The sequence below is a fragment of the Polystyrenella longa genome, assembly GCF_007750395.1.
Classification (GTDB): Bacteria; Planctomycetota; Planctomycetia; order Planctomycetales; family Planctomycetaceae; genus Polystyrenella; species Polystyrenella longa.
Window position 1 is genome coordinate 347267 of the sequence record NZ_CP036281.1, and the last position, 18898, is coordinate 366164.

13 protein-coding genes are annotated in these 18898 nt (G+C 51.5%); 4 read left to right on the top strand and 9 right to left on the bottom strand.

The genetic code is table 11. The features are described 5' to 3' along the window. Positions 1-22: 22 nt before the first annotated feature. From Pla110_RS01245 to Pla110_RS01255, 3 genes are all read left to right on the top strand, one after another. Positions 23-1327: a DUF58 domain-containing protein gene (locus Pla110_RS01245; protein WP_144992401.1), complete on the top strand. Its 1305-nt coding sequence runs from the start codon at positions 23-25 to the stop codon at positions 1325-1327. 116 nt (positions 1328-1443) lie between these two features. Further along, entirely contained in the window at positions 1444-3513 is a 2070-nt protein-coding gene (locus tag Pla110_RS22490) for a hypothetical protein (RefSeq protein WP_197440425.1), read from the top strand. Positions 3514-3823: 310 nt separating this feature from the next. Then, positions 3824-5206, top strand: coding sequence for a DUF1501 domain-containing protein (locus Pla110_RS01255; protein ID WP_144992403.1), 1383 nt, complete (start codon positions 3824-3826; stop codon positions 5204-5206). 43 nt (positions 5207-5249) lie between these two features. Here the strand turns inward: Pla110_RS01255 and Pla110_RS01260 are convergent, their stop codons facing one another. The 9 genes from Pla110_RS01260 to Pla110_RS01300 form a co-directional block, all read right to left on the bottom strand. Then, the gene (locus Pla110_RS01260) at positions 5250-5939 is read right to left on the bottom strand and encodes a response regulator (RefSeq protein WP_144992405.1); all 690 of its coding nucleotides are present in this window, start codon (positions 5937-5939) and stop codon (positions 5250-5252) included. A 305-nt stretch (positions 5940-6244) separates the two neighbouring features. Then, positions 6245-8056 (bottom strand): ATP-binding protein, encoded by a 1812-nt coding sequence (locus Pla110_RS01265; RefSeq protein WP_197440426.1) that lies wholly within the window; start codon positions 8054-8056, stop codon positions 6245-6247. 176 nt (positions 8057-8232) lie between these two features. Then, positions 8233-8691 (bottom strand): FHA domain-containing protein, encoded by a 459-nt coding sequence (locus Pla110_RS01270; RefSeq protein ID WP_197440427.1) that lies wholly within the window; start codon positions 8689-8691, stop codon positions 8233-8235. A 232-nt stretch (positions 8692-8923) separates the two neighbouring features. Continuing rightward, positions 8924-10843, bottom strand: a complete 1920-nt coding sequence (locus tag Pla110_RS01275) for an alpha/beta hydrolase family protein (RefSeq protein WP_144992411.1) — start codon at positions 10841-10843, stop codon at positions 8924-8926. Between the two features lie 273 nt (positions 10844-11116). Then, positions 11117-12124, bottom strand: coding sequence for an FHA domain-containing protein (locus tag Pla110_RS01280; RefSeq protein ID WP_144992413.1), 1008 nt, complete (start codon positions 12122-12124; stop codon positions 11117-11119). Positions 12125-12400: 276 nt separating this feature from the next. Next, on the bottom strand, positions 12401-13552 hold the full coding sequence (locus Pla110_RS01285) for a leucine-rich repeat domain-containing protein (protein ID WP_144992415.1): 1152 nt from the start codon (positions 13550-13552) through the stop codon (positions 12401-12403). 33 nt (positions 13553-13585) lie between these two features. Then, positions 13586-14731 (bottom strand): prenyltransferase/squalene oxidase repeat-containing protein, encoded by a 1146-nt coding sequence (locus tag Pla110_RS01290; RefSeq protein WP_144992417.1) that lies wholly within the window; start codon positions 14729-14731, stop codon positions 13586-13588. 111 nt (positions 14732-14842) lie between these two features. Continuing rightward, complete coding sequence (locus Pla110_RS01295; RefSeq protein WP_144992419.1) at positions 14843-16201, bottom strand: hypothetical protein; 1359 nt, start codon at positions 16199-16201, stop codon at positions 14843-14845. 27 nt (positions 16202-16228) lie between these two features. After that, entirely contained in the window at positions 16229-17578 is a 1350-nt protein-coding gene (locus Pla110_RS01300; protein ID WP_144992421.1) for a hypothetical protein, read from the bottom strand. 225 nt (positions 17579-17803) lie between these two features. On the opposite strand from Pla110_RS01300, the gene Pla110_RS01305 reads away from it, so the two are divergent. Next, a complete protein-coding gene (locus tag Pla110_RS01305) occupies positions 17804-18817 on the top strand; it encodes a ribose-phosphate diphosphokinase (RefSeq protein WP_144992423.1) in 1014 nt (337 codons plus the stop codon). Positions 18818-18898: the final 81 nt, after the last annotated feature.

The window sequence follows — 18898 nt, forward strand, 5'->3', positions numbered from 1 at the left end:
ATCCTGATTAGCCAGCCAAACTATGAGACTTTTCTTTATCAGCCTGGTGGTTCTTGTTGTTGCGATTTATCTGCAACTCGGGTTCTTTGTGTATGCCACCTACGTGTTGATGGGTGTCTTGCTGCTCAGCTATTATTTGACCCGAAATGCGGTCGAGAATCTGTCCGTACGGCGGTATTGTGTAGTTGAAACTGCCGAAGTGGGCGAGTACGCCGAAGTGGAATTGCGAATCGACAACAGCGGTTCGATTCCAGTTCCGTGGGTGATCCTCGAAGATTCGGTTCCGATGGATGCTCTCACGATGAAACCTTCGAAAATTACCATCGAAGGAGAGCGGATGTCGATTATTTCAGTCGGCAGCAAAGGACAGAAAAAGCTCAAGTACAAGATTGTGTTCAATTCACGAGGATATTACCAGATCGGGCCAACGATGCTCGAAAGCGGCGATGTCTTCGGATTGAACCGCCGCTACCGGGTGTTGACCAAACCGATTTACATCATGGTTTATCCCAAAGTGGTGCCGCTGGCTGGTTTCTCGCTGGAGTCGCGGCGACCGATGGGTGAAGTTCGTATGTCCCACCGGTTGTTCGAGGACCCATCACGTATCTCCGGCGTTCGCGAATACATCGAAGGGGATGCACTGAACCGAATTCATTGGAAGGCATCGGCCCGAACAGGAAAACTGCACTGCAAAACATTTGAACCTTCGTGCGTAATGGGTTCCACCATTCTGCTCGATTTTCACGTCGATAATTACCCGAGCGAATACGAACCTTACAAGTCCGATCTGGCCGTTACTGCGGTGGCGTCGATGGCAAACGCAGTCAGCCTGTTGGGTCAACAAATCGGGTTGATTACGAATGGACGCGATGCGGTCGACCGGTTGCAGCAGGAAGGCTATAAAACAGAATTCCGTAGCCGGAACGCAGCCCAGGAAAATCTGGGAATGAAAACAACAAACGATCGGTTGAGTCCCCTGATTGTGGAGACACGACGTGGTTACGATCAATTCATGCAGATTCGCGAAACGCTCGCCCGAGTTGAATTAACGGACGGACTCAGTTTCGCGCAACTCGTCGAAGAATCCCGCTCTCGAATGGTTCGTGACGCCACTATTGTAGCTGTGTTGGGTAAAGTCGACGAAGATATTGCCGCGACACTCGGAAGCTTGCGACGTCAAGGGTTTGCCGTAACGGCGATTCTTATTCGGTTCGACGAAGATGATCTTTCCGAAGCCATGGGTAAGCTAATTACTGAAGGAATTGACACCCGTCGTGTCAATCACTTGGACGACATCGCCTATGTCTGTTCGCAGGAACTTGTTTAATAAACATGATTGCCAGCGACAGACAAATTTATGATTTAATTTCGTAGTTATTATACAGTTATTCTCGAACGACCTGAATCAAAAACAGTGTCCGCTCTTTCCCCTGAGGCAAGGCTATGGCCCGTCGAAAAGAAAAACGGAAATCTACCCCCCGCCCCAAGGCGGAGAAGGTAGTCAAACCGTCAAGCAAACAGCGCCCGCAGAAGAAAGTGAAAGAAGCGTCAAATCAGGACTGGGTCGACCATGTAGGCATGCTCCTCAGTCCGATTCTGATCATGTTCATGGTAGGCTGCTTGCTCTACTTCTTCGTGAATACGTTCTACGAAGGCTTTTACGCCAAACGCCTGTTTATAATCATGGGGTGTTTTACCTTCGCGATTGTATTTATCTCTCGTATTTCGATTACGGCTGGGTCTACTCGCGGTGGAATATATGGTCTCGCACTGGCGATTGTGACAGGGCTGGCCATCATCAGTTATGTCAGTCAGCCGATACCCGCTATTGTGTTGACGCTTATTGTCTGGTGGTGCGCTAAGAAGATGACCTGGGATTGTACGCTCATTGATGATGAAGAAGATGCGTCAGGGGAAGGGCTGCTGCAACATACTGGGTTTGAGAAACGTCTGGAACCAGTTGAGAAGATCAAAGTCCCACTCTGGAAGCGACTCTTTCGGCGTAAGGCCGATAAAGAGGGGCAGCCCCATTCACCGGGCGTCTGGATTCTGTATTTCTCATTTGCAGCGATTCCCATTTTCGGACTGGGACAATTTCTGGTGGAAGTCGATGGCCCCGATGGAGTCGGGGCGGCCAAACGGGAATTCTCCTTTAACCTGCTCCTGATTTATATGGTAGGAGCTTTAGGGCTCCTGCTGGTGACCAGCCTGCTAGGGCTTCGTCGTTATTTAAGGCAGCGCGGCATGCAGATGCCTCGGGGAATCGTCTGGACCTGGGTCGGCTCGGGATCAGCACTGATACTGCTGCTGTTGTTGGGAAGTCTGTTACTTCCTCGTCCCTCGGTTCTTGCGAACTTTGGTCCTATGGCCAGTTTGACTGATGTTAAATTTGGGACAGACTATTACGACGATTCCGAAAGTATGTTCAAGCTGGGATACGGCGTTGATCGGGATGATCCCGATATCGATCCCAATCTAGAAATTGACGTACCGTTGCCTGAAGAAGAGGAAGAAGAGAAGGAGAAGGAACCTCCGCCCAAAAAAGAACTTCCCGAAACGGATGAAGAAGAACAGCAGGAGCCTCCTCCGGAAGAAGAGAAAGTAGAACCACCGGCCGAAGAGGAAGAGACTCTGTTAGCAGAGGTGACTCCTCCTCCCGAAAAGAAAAAGAGAGATCGGAGAGATAAGACGGAAGTGGAACCTCCTGTGACTCCGCCCGAGGAAACTCCGCCCGAGGAAACTCCACCTGAGGAAACTCCTCAAGCCGAAGAGCAACCCGAGCCTGAGGAACCTCCACAGCCCGAAGAACAAACAGATCCTGAATCGCCTGATCAGACTTCACCTGAATCGGAGGAGTCTGAAGATTCTTCCACTGAACCAAAACCCGAACCCGATGTAGAAACGGCCAGCTTTGACTGGATGACCCTGGGAATTTCCCTGCTCATTTTGTTAATACTCCTCGCGATCGGATATTTACTGTACCGGTATAACAGCAAGATCCGCGCCTTCCTGCAGAAGCTGTGGTTTATGCTGTTCGGTAAAAAGAAGAAAGAAGAAGAGGAAGAAGAGAGTGAGGAAGAGCTTGAAGTGGGTGATCGCATCTTGGTGCTGACTCCTCCTGAACCCCCACAACCATTCCGAACTTTCCATAATCCGTTCGAAGATGGAACAGCTGGCGAAAAGTCGAATGCAGACGTTGTCTGTTATACGTTCGACGCCCTCGAATCGTGGGCCTACGAGCACCAACAGGAACGCCCGCCGGAACAGACTCCGATGGAGTTCTGTTACGAGTTGGAACGTCAGAATGATCGGTTCGATAATTCCGCCAAACAGCTTTCCCGCTGGTATACCAGCTATGCTTATGCCGACCGGGAACCGGACGACAGCTGTCGCCCAGAGTTGGAACAAGTTTGGCAGGTGATGCTGAGGAAAGATGCGGAACCGGAACCCGTAGCGGAATTCGCTGAAGAAGACGATGGAGATACGGCAGAATTCCCTGTATCAAAAGAGTAACAGAGGTCTATTCCGTGGGGTTCACCCGTACAATAGATCCGGGAGAGTGTCCACGATTTGAGGCAGTTTGTATTGACGATCTAATTTTCATTGGCCACAATAAATATCAATATTGGCTGATATATTCTCCGACGACATTACCTACCTAACTTCTCCGCTGTGCTTCCTTCCGTTTGCGGCTACTCATTTTGGGCCATGGCCTCCAGGCGAATTCAACAGGAATCGCTGACTGAGCCTTGTTCTTCTGGCCTGATCTATTCAGTTGTACTTTCACCCGTCTGATTTTGTCTCCTGCAAGGAGCTGCGATTCATGTTTCGAATCGATGGTGGTCGAACTCCCGGTTATTGTGATGGTCTTACACGCCGAAATTTTCTCCAGCTGGGCGTCGCGGGAATGGGTTCGGTTGGAATGTCTCGCATCCTTCAGGCTAAAGCGGCAACGGAAGCAGCTGGAGGAACCGGGAAGAAAACGTCGGTCATATTGCTCTGGTTGGATGGTGGTCCGGGGCACCTCGATACCTACGATATGAAGCCGGAAGCGCCGAGCGAGTTCCGCGGAATCTGGAATCCAATTCCGACGAATGTACCCGGCTTCGAGATGACGGAACTCTTTCCGCTGCAGGCAAAAATCGCAGACAAGTTTTCCATCGTCCGTTCGTTGCAACACGGTACGGGAGACCATTTCGCAGGCGCTCACCGTATGCTGACGACTTATCCAGGCACCGTGAGCGGAGCGAATAAAGATATTCAGAATCCATCGATCGGCTCCGTGGCTGCCCGCATGGTGGGTGCGCGGAATCCAGGAATGCCTCCCTATGTTGCTGTCCCCTATGCTGCCAGTGTCGGTTTACGGCCCGGTTACTTTGGTTCAACTTATGTTGGCGACCAGTACAATCCATTTGATACAGGTTCTGACCCAAATAAAGAAGGTTTTAAAGTTCAGAATCTAAATGTGACGAAGTCGTTGTCTCTCGAGAGATTGGAAGATCGCCGACACCTGCAGAAAACTTTAGACAACATGCAGCGCAAGGTCGATCAGTCCGGTATGTTAGCGGCAATGGACGAGTTTGATCAGCAGGCGTTTAATCTCGTTACGGGTCCGCGGGCACGCGAAGCGTTTGATATCGACAGCGAAGATCCGACTTTGCGGGACAAATACGGTCGCAACAGCTTTGGTCAAAGCGTGTTATTGGCCCGCCGACTGGTCGAAGCGGGGACTACTTTTGTCACTTGTCACTTCGGTGGTTGGGACCATCACTGGGATTTACAGAAGGGGATGGATAACTACCTCCCCCGTGTAGACTCGGCCGTCAGTGCGTTATTTAACGACCTGACAGATCGCGGTTTGTACGACGACGTTCTCGTAGTGATGTGTGGAGAATTCAGCCGCACGCCTCGAATGAACAACGGCGGAAATGGTGGCCCTGCCTTAAGCATGGGAACGCCAGGCCGCGACCACTGGGGGAACGCGATGTTCTGCCTGATGGGTGGTGGCGGAGTTCGCGGCGGTCAGCTCATCGGAGCAACCGACCGCAAAGGGGAACGACCAATTGAACGTGTCGTTGGACCGGGAGACATTCACCATACGATTTACCGCGTGCTGGGTATCGACCCCTCGGTCGCATTCCTCGACCATTCTGGTCGACCGGTGTATTCAATCGGTCATGGCGACGTCATCGACGAACTTCTGTAAGAGGTAACGATCACCCAGTCGAGTTCAATGCTTACTCGGTAAGTTACGCTTCGCGAGCGAAACGGTAGCCAACACCTCGGACCGTTTCGACGAGATCCGCTTTGTCTTCCAGCTTTTGGCGTAGCGAGCGGATGTGAACGTCGATGGTTCGTTCCAGGGAGTTAGCATCAACACCTCGCGAGGTGTCCAGCAGTTCGTAACGGCTGAAGGGGCGACCGGGGTGGCTAGCCAGCATCCAGAGCAGTTTGAACTCGGTTAGTGTCAGGTTTAGTTCTTTGCCGTCCGCACAGGCGGTGTGGTGCAGGCGATCGATTTCGATGCCGTGGCACTTAATGACATCCTGAGTTTCTGTTTCCCGTGCTGGTTGACGCAGGTGTGCTTTGATGCGATGGATCAGAGGTTTCAATTTGAATGGTTTGGTGACGTAGTCATCAGCACCCATGTTGAAACCGATCACCTCGTCCAGCTCTTCGCTTTTGGCGGTGAGCATCATGATGCGGATGTTTTCAGTCTTCGGATTGTTCCGCAGATGGCGACAGATTTGCAGTCCATCCATGCCGGGAAGCATCAAGTCGAGTAGAATGAGGTCAGGCAATTTCTGCTGAGCCAGTTCCAGTCCCATCTGTCCGTCACGGGCAGAAAGAACTTCGTACCCCTCATTCTTCAAATTGTAGGTCAAAACATCTGCGAGCGAGGCTTCGTCTTCAATAATCAGGATTCGTTCACGGGCCATGGAAGGAGTGTCTCTCGAATCGTTTAGATGATGAGGCACGGTCAATGAAACCGCAGGTTGGTGATCGACGGTCACAGTCACTTTGATTAACTCCATTGTTTCAGGACAGAATTGTATCAGGACAGAGGGTTAAGAATACTGTCAGGCAGGAATAGAAACGGATGTTTCGCAGACGATTCAATTGGGGGAGCAGTCAGGGGAAACTGGTTATGTTGTCTATAACTGGAATGATTACCTTCTGGGAGCGTAACGGAGAGGTATGAAGAAATTGTTAACTGAGGGGAGATATTTCCTGAAATCGTCCGTCAGTATTGCTGGTCGTCAATAACGACGGGGAAGGTGACCCGGAAGGTGCTACCTTTGTTGATCTTGCTCTCCAGTTCCAAACTGGCACCAAAGACCTGGGAGAGATGTTTGACGATGGAGAGCCCGAGTCCCGTTCCGCCCAATTCGCGTGAGCGGGCCTTGTCGACGCGGTAAAATCGCTCAAAAACACGAGCCTGATATTCCATGGGAATTCCCGGTCCGGTGTCGGTGACTTCGACTGTAACCTCATTGCCATCTGGAGAGTTATTCTGGTAACTGCGTACGGTAACAGTGCCATTTTGAGGACTGTATTTGATGGCGTTGTCAATTAAGTTTTCGAAGATAGTTCGCAGCCCTTCGGCGTCGGCCAGCACAAGGGGATTCGCCGTGTTGCAGTCGAACTTCAGTTCGACGTTTTTCGCTTCCGCCTGGGGAGCGAGTGCGGTCAGGCAGGTGTTGATCGATTGTTCGAGATGAACCTCGTGGATTTCAAAGACATCCGTGCTCGATTCAATTCGCGAAATCTGCATCATGTCCAGAATCAAATCGTGCAGGCGTTCGGTATGTTGCAGGATATTGTTCAGAAACACCGTGTTATGTTCCGGGTCGTTCAAGGCTCCGTTTAATAAGGTTTCTGCGTAAGCTTGAATGGCGGCTAATGGTGTTTTTAATTCATGAGAAACATTCGAAAAGAATTCGGTCCGCATGTTCTCTAACTGACGCAGTTCGGAAATGTCGTGCAGTACTATCAGGACACCGGGAGCGGTCTCACCCGGCAGAGGAGTACCGAAGGCGGCGACGGTTGCTTGGGACTGGTTCAATTTGAATTCCAGTGAGGTCTGGCAGTACCCAGTCAGAACCGTGTTGACTAGTTCCTGGATTTGAGGAATTCGGATTAACTCGAGGTAGATACGACCCGTCACATCGGTGGTGGGTAAGGGAAGCAGTTTCTGAGCGGCCCGATTCGCAAAGATGATTTTACGTTCCGAATCGATGGCAAAGACCCCTTCCACCATACTGCCCAGTACGGCGGCCAGCCGCTCGCTATTTTCAGCCAGTTCTCGGCTTTTCAGCTGTAGTTCTTCAAACCGGGCCGCCGAGTTGCGACTCATCGCGTTAAAGGTCGCGCCGAGAAGTCCAAGTTCATCGCGACTGGTGATGTCGACTTCCTGACGGAGCTTGCCAGAGGTAATTGCTTCGGCAGCTTCGGTGATTTCCTGCAGAGGTTTGAGAATGCGTCCGACCATGATGTAAGTGAAGAACAGCGAAATCAGGCTGCAGATCGTCGCTGTTAACCAGATGACCTTTTGGAAAGAAGTGACCTGCCCATCGACACGGTCTACCGGTAACGATACCCGTACCACGCCCAGTGGCTTGCCTGCCGGACCAACACGTTGGGAAACATAACGCAAACTCTTGTTGAGCGTATCGCTGTAGCGTTCAGAGAAACCGATCCCCCTGTTCATCGCCTCACGAACTTCTTCGCGATTATTGTGCAGGTCCATCGCCTCATAATCTTCTGCCGAGTCGCCCAGCACATATCCATTCGCGTCAATCAGGGTAATTCGGGTACCGGTTTCCTGTTGCAGCGACTTCAGTTGTTGTTGTATTTCCGAGCTCGGAGGCTCCCGAAAGGCGGATTCCATCTGATCGGTTAGTAATGTCGCGCTGTTTTGTAACCTCTCGTCAATCATGCTGTGAATGATTTCGCTCTGCCGAAAGGCGAGAATCCAGATCACCACTCCGGCTGAGATCAGGGTAATGGCAGTGGTGACCGAGAAAATCTTCCAGAACAATCGTGAGGATAGCATGAGTGGGATGGGTCGTGTGAAAGGGGGCACGAATGATAACGGCATCGCGAATATTGCGTTAGCTGATTTCAGAACTGAACCGACATCGTTGACGAAGGCGGCATCCAATCCTCGCCTAATTCACTTGGACCTGACAATCGCCGTTTGGTTTGTTAACCAGAAATTCACTCAGAAATTCATTCAGATTTCGGAGATGGTTGCGGACGCGGATCGGGAAGGCGAAAAGATTGGTCGGTGTCGGCGCTCGATTTGGGTAGCGAGGAATTATGAACGGTCGTTCCGTCCAGAACGTCGGTCTGCTTAAGATGATCAGCTTCTGCGGCACTTTTCGGTGGTTGCTCTGACAGAAAGAGTTGCATCGTCATGGACCCGATTCTGATTTGATCGTCCGGTACCAGAACGACGTCACTTTTAATCTGCCGTCCATTGACGAAGGTGCCATTGCGACTGCCCAGGTCACGAACCCGATAAGTAATGCCGTCGAAGCGAATAACGCAGTGATGCCGGCTGATCTGATCGTCCTGCGGGCGAAAGTGACAGTCCCGTTCCCTGCCGATGATGCACTTTGTTCCTGGCAAGGGGATATGCACACCAGCGTGCGCTCCCGATTTAATAATCAGTTCCGCCTGTAGCATCTGAGGTGGACCTCCTCGTGTTTGGGGACCATCGAGGTTAGAAATTGTATGCGGAACCCCTGAAAGTGACCCCCGAACCATTTCTTGGTTCAATTTCAGCCTCGTCTTGCAGGCTCAAGGACAGGCGGCCCCCGTTTCTATTATCGGGTTTCTGTCTGGTGGTCACTTTTTTCGTTCCGTATGTTTCATTTTAAGATTGAAACTATGTAAGAGCAATTCAATTTCTCGCTGGCTATTCCGCAAGTCGTCGGAGGTCGGCAATATCAAAATGCTGCAGCAGACCAAAACAGAATATTTCCGGAGCCTGCGAGACTTGCATGTTATTGACGAAGATCTCTTTCAGCGTTTCAAACGAGTCGTCGGTGGTTAGCTGATCCACCAACGTCGGGGCGAGGGCAGCGGTGGTGAGGGCGACGAGGGAAGAACGGGGACCGACAGAATGCAGATGCAAAGGTGTGTCCTTCGCTGTATCTCGCGCCCATTTGATGGCACCCATTAACTGGCCGGATTGAATTCCCAGAGGACGTTCCCCCACACTGGAGACCAGCAAGGCGTACAACCCTGGACGTTGTGTTATTTTGGAATGGCCGAAGTAGAATGGATCGACAACCAGTACCCGATTTCCATCGGACAGGTGGGATTCGACCTGTGCCGCCAGTGAAGTTGAACCCAGTTCTGAGAGTAGCAACACCGTTGCTTTCGCGTTCTCTGTCGGGAATTCAATGACGGGAACGGTCCATTCGCTACCGAAATTTAAGTGCCAGTAGATGGCAGCTCGTTCGTCGACAGTCGATTGCTCGACTTGAGTCCCGCTGTAAGGGTAGTCGTGAAACTTGATGACTTCGGCCAACCGGACGCGTTCACCGTCGACGTCGAGCGTTGGATCCTTTTGAGGCAAGTCCGCAGCAAGATCTTGTGCGAGGATGTTGAAGTCTCGGTTGTTCTCTGGTACCGGTACAATTAGATCGGCTTTGGAATGAAGTTCTGCGGCGCATTCTATTTCCACGGCGGAGTAACTACTGTCCTCGGGATAAAAGAAGTTACCAAACATTGCATACAATTGCTCGCGATTATCCCGGTCGAAATTATGGGTTCCCGGAACGATGTTAATGTGGCTCCGCAAGTTTTCGCCTTTGCCATACAGCTGATAAAGAGGTCTCGCGACTTGCAGCAGTGGGGGCAGTGCGTGCGAGGCTTTGAAACAGCATTGATCCTGATCGTTGTTGGTTAATAATGTCGGTCGCGGAGCACGCATCGCTGTCAAGTGCAGGTAGTCGGCGATGGAAGCCATGTCGGTGGGAGTCTGTTCCGAATCGCCCAGATCCGAAGGAGCGTCAACACGAGTGAAGAAGCTGGAGTAACCGGCTACGGGGTTTGAGAGGGTAACTCGTTCGTCGAGGGAACTGATGTAAATCGTCTGCCATCCCCCTCCCGACAAACCGGCCACGGCGACCCTTTCGGGATCGGTATGTTCATGGTTGAGGAGAATGTCGAGTCCCCGTTTCATCGAGAGATAGAAAGGGGCGAGTCCGCTTGTACCGCACAGGTCGATCTGGTTCATCCGGTAGTGCCCAAACCCGACTGTGTTCAATTGACCCATACCGACCCACTCGATGTTCAACGCCAACATGCCTCGCTTGGCCTGGTTGATACAGCGGATCTGTTTGTATTCTGCCGCCTTGCCCAGGTCCCCTTCGTGACCATTCACGTTCATCACGACGGGGACTTTGCCTTCGAGTTTATTGGGCACATAGAGCAGCGCGGGGATCCACATCCCGGGAAGGGCTTCGTAGCGTAGTTTCTGGATTGTGTACTCCGGGCCACCTTCGATACTGTCGAGCCATTCGACTTGAAAGTCGGCGTCTCGCCACTCGGCCGCTTTACCTCGAAATACGACTTTGGAGAGGACTTCTTCCCGCAGGTGATCCCGGTATTCTTCCCAGGCGGCGATGTTGTCGATTTGCGGAAAGGGAGTGATGCGACTGCGGGTAAACTGTTTGACTTCGGCGAGGGGCAGGTTCGCATCGAAAGTCTGTTTGCTTAAGAGTTGTTCGACGGGACTGGGCTTAACCTCAGGTTGTTCGTCGGCGAAAACCGCTCCAGAAAACAGCGACAGGAAAACCAGCATCAACAGGGGGTATCGCGCAGGCATGGGTCTCTCCAGAACGAGGACGAGCTGAAAGAAAAGCAGGGATGGGACTCATTCCGCAATGCGATGAGGGCAAACATTGATCGTTCGGCGATCTGCAGCTGCATACACTCAGCGCGCGAGGTATTTATTGGGATCAAATACCAGCGTGGGAATGAGAATCCAATCAGTCCAGCGTAATAGAGACTCGTCAGAGATGCAATTCGGTCGTCGACAGGAGATTGTCCCATTGACAGGACGGGCTGTCACTGTCGATGGGACACTGCGATCCTTGTGTCAGGCGATTTTGCGGATGATGGGGGCGGGACCGGAGTCGCCCCCGATGAGTTCGCCGATGGTATCCAGCTTTTCGAGGATATCGTGTTGCTCGCGGAGTAACTTTTTGAAGGTGGTTTCCGCCCCTTTGGGGCTGGGAGCTTCGGATTTCGCGAATGATTGAACCTGATCGCACAGGTCTTCGACCAATTCGGACAGCTCTTCGACGAGGTAATGCAGTTCCTGTTCAATTGCCGGACTTTTTGTGGCAGCGACAGGCTCAACCTGATGCAGCGGGATGGTCGCCGGCGAAATTTTGCGGGCTTCTTCCTCAGAGACCTTTTTGACTGCCTTGAGCAAGTTCTGCAATCCGGACTTATGCTGTGTATCGAACTCTTCGACCTGTTGTTCTTCCTGTTCGAGCAATTCGATCAATTCGGCGGCTGTCAGTTCATTGAGTGGTTTTTGCATCAGGTTCTCCCGCTCCCGGACAGGCGTGGGCCTTCCAGGATTTGGTGACGTAGAGTTTTCAGGGTTCGAACATATCGAGGCAACGGGTGCTTCGGTGGAGGCCACAACAGGTGCAGCAGGCATCGGAACGGCAGACGTGGGTGCAGCGTTGGTCGCCATTGATATAGTGGCGGGCTGAGACGTGGTCGCAGGTTCCGCCATGGCGGCAGAGGAAGAGATCGCGCGTACGATCGTCCGCAAGCCAATATGAAGTGTGTCTTTATCAGAGAAATCGATCGGCTCGCCCGTCTTGCCATCGTTCAGCTGGCCATTGACCAACACGAGAGGAATGGCGACCGTCGGTGTCAGCCGAGGTCGGTTTTCACCATCCCAGCTGATGGTGCAGTGCAGCAACGGAAGTTCGGCGATCTGAATTTCACAAGAGGGATCGGAACCAATCTTCACAGGGCTTCCCGGTTTCAGCGACGCAGATAGTTCGCGCGCATAGGAAAAGACTCGCAAGTGCAGGTGAGTGCCGGGCGAGTAGGGAGCCTGCTGATTCGAGGTAAGATCGTCCATGATATTTGAGTGTCCTCACCACCGTGTGAGGAATAGCTGACCTGTTTTTTAAGGCCAGTTTCAGTCAGTCGACTGGAGTTCAGAGAACTAGGATTGGGTCAAACAGCTGTTTAATCAAAAATCGACCCATCTCCCATGTGGGAATTACTCAAAATCCGTTAACAGGAAAAGAGCAGTCGAAATAAAATCGACCGTAAACGGATTTGAACTCACGAAAAACGATTTGTTCAGTGGTCCATTCGCCGCAGGTGTATGCAGTTGAGAGGGAGGGAGTGCCTAATAGCGAATCTCACATCTTGGTAGACGCTCTCGCAATTTCAGGACGTGCTCTCGATTAATTCGCGTGTGATGCACCGAAAGTTCTCTCAGGTGCGTTAACTCCGCGAGCAGGTCAATGTGCGTGTTGTTAATTTCGGTCTCTTCAAAAATAATCGATCGAATTCGAGGCAATCTTTTAAGGGCTCTCAGGATGTCAGGGGTGATATCAGTCCCCGTCAGGTTCAGCTCCTGGAGTGATCGAAGCGGAGTCAGACTGCGAATTGTCTGCTCGTTTATTTTGGCATCGGCCAGGCCGAGAGCATAGAGTTCTCGATGCTTCGCAAGTGGTTTCCAGTCATCGGAGGTCGCCTGTGTTAAATCGGCTCCTCCTAGACTCAACTCGACTAATTCAGGAAGGTAACCGAGTACTTTCAAACTGTCGGAAGTGATTTGTGAATCCGCAAAATAGAGTCGCGTCAGGGTGGGGTATTGATCTTCTTTAATTAACGATTGCATTAAGGCGTCAGTGACAGGGAGTCCTGCCAGGTTCAATGTATGGAGTCGAGGATAGCGTTGAAGAAATCGAAGTCCATCGTCAGTGACTTTGGTATTACTGAGGTCGAGTTCTTCCAGCCTCGACCAATTTCCGACGATTCGCATTGCATCATCTTCGAGCAGGCTCCCTGCCGCGTTAAAGGATTCGATCTTTCGGCAGTCCTTCAGTAATGCCATAGAGCGTCCAGAGAAAGTATTGGTGACCGGTTTCGGGGGTTCATCTTTCCAGGAATAAATTATGGAATTGCCAGAAACGTCGAGTCTTTTCAGGGCCGAGAGATCCAAGTGGAATGATAATTTCTCTAAGGCGGCATCGCGACGAATATCTAATGAGATCGGGTGAAGCAAATAGTTTTGAATGAAGGTGTGGCTACCTAGAGTCCTCACGAGAAAAGAGGACGAAGTCACGCCAAAACTGAGGGCTATATCTTGCTGTTTGTTGCTGTATAGACCACAACCTTCGTACTCGAAAAAAGAATTGACGAACTGCATGTCTTGCCGAACGTAATGGTAGTGATTGATGAACCACAAGTGGTACACCATCAACGTTATCGGCAAGAAGGAGGCGAACGCCACGAGTATCTTTTTTTTGAGCAACCATTGTGAAGGTGACATGGGTGGCTAATCTCATCTTTCGTATGTCGTCAATCAGTCCGTTTTAAGAGAGACCTTCGGTTGGTCGACGGCGCCGTACTTAATGAGCGCTGTCAGCGGGTAAAGGCTGCCACTGAAGGTGACGTAATGCCATTCATCGGTGTTAAGGGAACGGGTCCACCAGCGGCCTGATTCCCGTTGATTCGTGAGCAACCAGTTTAACCCTTTTTGAACGCGAGGATCGCTGGCCGGCACGCCCGCTTCCTGTAGAACGAGCAGAGCGAGTCCCGATTGGTGTCCGTCACTGGCCGAACGCTGTTCGTCAGTCTCGGCATTGAGTCGTTCGGCACGATTCCCTTTTCCCCATTTCTCCGGTTGTGAGAACGAACGAACGGACCAACCGCCATCGTCGTTCTGATGACTCAAGAGAAGTTCAATCAATTCCTTCTGTTTGGCTTCTTCGAGCAAGCCCGGGTATCGGGCCGAACTCCAGAGCAACAGGACGCGACCATAATCGTGAGGGGGTTCGGTCCCACTCATATAGCTTTTGAGTTTTGTAATTCGAGTTTGCAGTTCGGAGTCATCTTTCACTGATTCCAACCAGCCCGGAGCGGTGGCGGTCGCGATCGTTGCGACGGAAGCGATCTGGTAGGGACTCGATTCCAGTGGAGGCCAGCAATCGGCGGAGGTCCAAGTGCCGTTCTCTTCTTCGATCTCGAACATGAACCGTAACGCTTCGTCCGTTTCGGGAGAGAGTTCGCCCGTGACATGTTTATCCCACTCGGCCAGTCCAGCCGCGAGATAAACCACCGTGGCGGCGTTGGCACCGATTCTCAATTCTTTGCGGCTCATCTGTTTGTAATCGGCCAGTTCCGAAACAAAGAAGTCTCGCATTTCAGTTTTCGGTTTGCCCAGCAATTCTGACAGCGAAGGCCGGAGAACCATATACGAGCCGGTTGTATGACAACTGACACATCCATGGCTATTGGTCCAGGCGGTCGCCCCTTGGTCGAGATAGCCGGCCGCTTTCTCCAGCGAAAACTCCTTACGGATTGGTTCATCAGCCGAAGCAGGAGGAATCGTAATGCCTTCGAACTCGTACTGAGGTACTTTCTCTTCTTCCTCTGCAGCACTGGCATTGTTCAGCAGGAAGGGGCAGAAGGTAATCGTCAGCAGCAGACAGAATCGGGGCAAGATCATAAGAAGGGCTTTCCAGATGTGGAACGACGAAAGGATTACTCTCCACGATACGCTTCGCTGAACGAAAGTTCAAACGAAAACGCCCCAGGTTCGTGCGAGAGTCGGTATTCATCAGAACTCGGTCGGGTCTTCGCCGGGTGGATAAACGGTGATGTGTAACCACGTCTCGACGGGGCGAAGCAGGGCGTTGCCTTCTTCCAATCGATACTCAATGGGCGATCCGGCCTGCTCTGGTTTTCCGGAGGCGACATCCCGGTTGCGAGGGACTTCCTCCAGGTACTGAGGAACAAGTTCCTCAAGACGGTCGGGGAAGTGCCCCTGTTCGCGGTGGTACAGGTGCAAGGCGACCATGCAGGTGGCCAGTTCTCGACGTGTATGGTCGCGGTCGGAGGCGATGAGGTATTGACGAATCGCAGGCAGAACGAGGTTGAACGTTCCTTGAGTAAAAGAGAGGCGATGGTAGGCCGAAACGAGATCCTGACTCTCGCTGTCACCGAAGTAGTTGAGATGACATTGCATCGCAGAGGAATTTGGTTCCAGCCAGGCGGATAGATTGAATGAAAAACATTCGTGGTCGAATACTGCTGGACGTTCCCACGTCGGCCGGTCGACAGCGTCGAACCAATTGTTAAAGATTCGATTTAGAACCCGCCTTGAGATTTCGTCTTCACGCGTAATCGAGTTCATGATCGGTTTCTTACTCGTATTTTCCTCCAGCAGATTCCGCATCAGAAAATATTCCGACTTCAATCCATCCGAGACAGGAGGACAAGCCACGTTAAAATCTTTGAGGGACTTCAGCAAGGACCTTAACTCTTCGGCTGACCACGATTCCTGTAGCAGCAGATGCGGAAGATTCTGCCAGTAGACGCTGTAAGAGGCGATTGCACACAATTGGGAAATCATCACGCCATCGCGAAAGTGGAGGTTGATGTTGAGTAACTGTCGCTGCAACTCCAGGGCCTCGGTCGTTTGCCCTTCCCGTAATTGCGCTCTCATTCGCGAGATGATCAATCCATTGAACGTGCGGGAACTCTGCGACACATCGAGGAGCGAATCGATCGAGAGCTCGCGGGGATGAACTTCATATCCCTGGGGCATCTCGCTGGTATTCAACCAGAGATCGAGCGCAGCGTCTGTCGAGGAAATATATTCCTGCTGCCGAGGAGACCGCTTTTCTTTGTAAACCGCACCGGTAGCTCTCACCGATTTGAATTTCGGATCTCTTTCTACCTCGATTAATAAATCACTCGCTTCCCGCAGAACATCAAAGGCGTTGTTCTCTATGCCATCATACTGCTGAAGATACCCCTCCACATCGAACGGTTCCCCGACATCAGGGATCGTATTCAACCGCCAGCTTCGCCAGCAGAAAATCGCGACGACGAAGAACAGGGTCATCGCTAACCCAAGCAACAGGATGTTGCGGAGAAGCTTACGGTTGGGGAGGTGTTTCAGGAGAGTTCTCATACTGAAATATTGGGCATAGCCCAACTCCTAAAGATCGCTACCAGGAGGAGTGATTGTCGCTGCGTAATGTTTGTCGTGTGGCTTCAATGAAGCGGTATCATTTTCTAATGAGTATTCAACCGGGGTGCCGTCATTATAGTTCAGCGGGACGGATCGCAGATATTTCGGGACCAATTCATTCAAGGTTTCGGGGAATTGGTCATGGTCTCGATAATACAGGTGCAATGCGAGACGGGTTAAATAGAGTTCTTCTTTCATCTGGCTTCTTTTCCATGCGTTCAGAAGCGATTCCAGTGTATTGCTAATGAGAAGATTGAGTCGAATTTGCTGGGGATAAGAAGGGATTTTCCAATAGTCAGTGATCTGGTCTGAGTTCGAGTCATCGAAGTACTCGAATTCTATTTCTGTTGTCATTCCCTCTTTGATTTCATTGATCGAACTTGGGGGCACGAAAATATCAAGGTGAAAAGTCTTGATGGGAGGTCGTTCGCTGGCTGGGAGATCACAATATCTTAGCCAGTTCGCGAAGAGTAGATTGAGCAATCGACGAGTCGATTCGTCTTCATCGAGGATCCTTTGAGCTAAAACGGATTCGCTAACGGCGTAATATTCGATCAGAGCGGGGGCTGCCAGGTACTGATATTTGAAATAGGTGGACACAGGAGGCTGGCGATCCTGGTGCCTCTCTAAGGCTGATTTCAGTTTCCATAAATGAGAAACAGGTATGTCCTGTTGATTGAGAAATATTCCTAATCTGTCACCAATCACCACCGAGAGACTTGCTGTTGATGTTAGATAGTTCATTACATCATCATGGAGATAGGCTGAGTTTGTCGACAGAAAGTTAATGTACAACTTCTGTTGCTGGTCGAAATCGCTCCGTTCGATGGCATCGAGCAGACTCATTTCCGTTAACCGGGCGAGATCACGCTGAGCAAGTCTGACTCTGTCGTGGTTGAATATGTTGTCGTAATAGACATCTAGTGAACGAAGAAGTCCCGGTCTCAGTTCTCCGACTCGGAACCAATCAGTCAGTATTGTTTGCGCATTACGGACATCCGTCTTAATGACAGGATCGGCAGCTTTCCAGGTCGGTACTTGAACGGTGTCATTGTAATAGCTGAACCACACATCCTCGTGCTTTTGGCAGAGAGCGTCCCATTGCTTACTCGCTTCAATCGTAATCCGCGCAATCTCTTCTCCGTCCCCTGTTTGATTCTTAAACGCCGCCACATCAAACGGTTCCCCGACATCGGGAATCGAATGCACCCGCCAGCTTCGCCAGCAGTAAAAACTGACAGTGACGAACACAGTGACAAACAGGAGTCCGGCGAACAGGATCTTGAGGAATCGGCTTTTGTAGAGCTTGGAAAGCACCGTTTCTGTCCTGTGAATGGAGGAGGGCGAAAAGTTTAGCATATCGTACCATGAAGAGACCCGTTGAGGCAAATGCGTTTTGGGTGTTGGGTTGTCTTCCCTTAGTTGGACGATATGATGAACAGTTCATGAAGAAACCGGCCGCGAACGCCGGATTTGCCTGCATTGAACTGGTGCGTTTGTGCAGTTCCTGACCCCCATTCCGACTCGATAGACGGCCTCTGTATGTCCGATCGCTCTCCCAACTACTCCGGTCCGCGGGCTCTTTCATTTCAGGCTCCGCAGGGGGACTTGGCAGTTCTCACTGGCTCGGGAAACCCGATGCTGTCACAGGCGATTGCCAATGAACTAGGCGTCCGGTTGACCCCTTGCACGGCCCAGGTCTTCAGTGAGGGAAACGTCTTTGTGCGGATTCTGGAGAATGTCCGCGGGAAAGATGCCTTCATCATTCAAGGGGTGCATAATCCGGTCAACGACAACTTCATGGAGTTACTCTTCTGGATCGATGCCCTGAAGCGGGCGAGTGCACAGCAGGTGACGGCCGTGATTCCTTTTTTCAGTTACGCCAAGGGAGATAAAAAAGACGAACCCCGCGTCTCGATTCGTGCCCGCGTCTGTGCCGATGCCCTCGAGGCGGCAGGCGCCGACCGCGTGCTGACGATGGATTTGCATAGCCCTCAGATTCAGGGGTTCTTCAGTATCCCGGTGGATCACCTGTATGCTCGCCAGGTGGTGAGCGAACATATTAAATCGTTGAAGATTCCGGACCTCGTTGTTTGCAGCCCGGACATTGGATTCGCCAAAGATGCCTCGGCTTATGCGAACTTGCTGCACGTACCGGTGGTCATTGGGAACAAGCAGCGTAAAGACCACAGCGAAAGTGCTGAAGTTTTGGAAGTGATTGGTCAGGTTGACGGAAAGAATGTCCTGATGGTGGACGACTTCACCACGACGGCCGGTTCGCTTTGCAGTATGGCGGAGCTGTTAAAATCGCGCGGCGCAAATGATGTCTACGCCGCGGTCAGCCACGGTGTTCTCTCTAAGGGAGCTGGCCCTCGCATCGCCGAGAGCGTCATCAAAAAGATGTTCATCACGGACACCATCGAAACGCCCGCCGATCCCCTTCCCGATAAGGTCCAGGTGATTTCCGTCTCGAAACTCTTCGCCCAGGCGATCCGCTCAATTCACGACCGCACGAGTGTGAGTATGTTGTTCCCTGATACGAAACCCGTTGATTAGCTATTGGGCTAAAACGAAACCGGGCCACCCCTGTTGAGGTACTCCTGTTAGGCATCAGGATAATTTCCTTTCCCTTGCTTG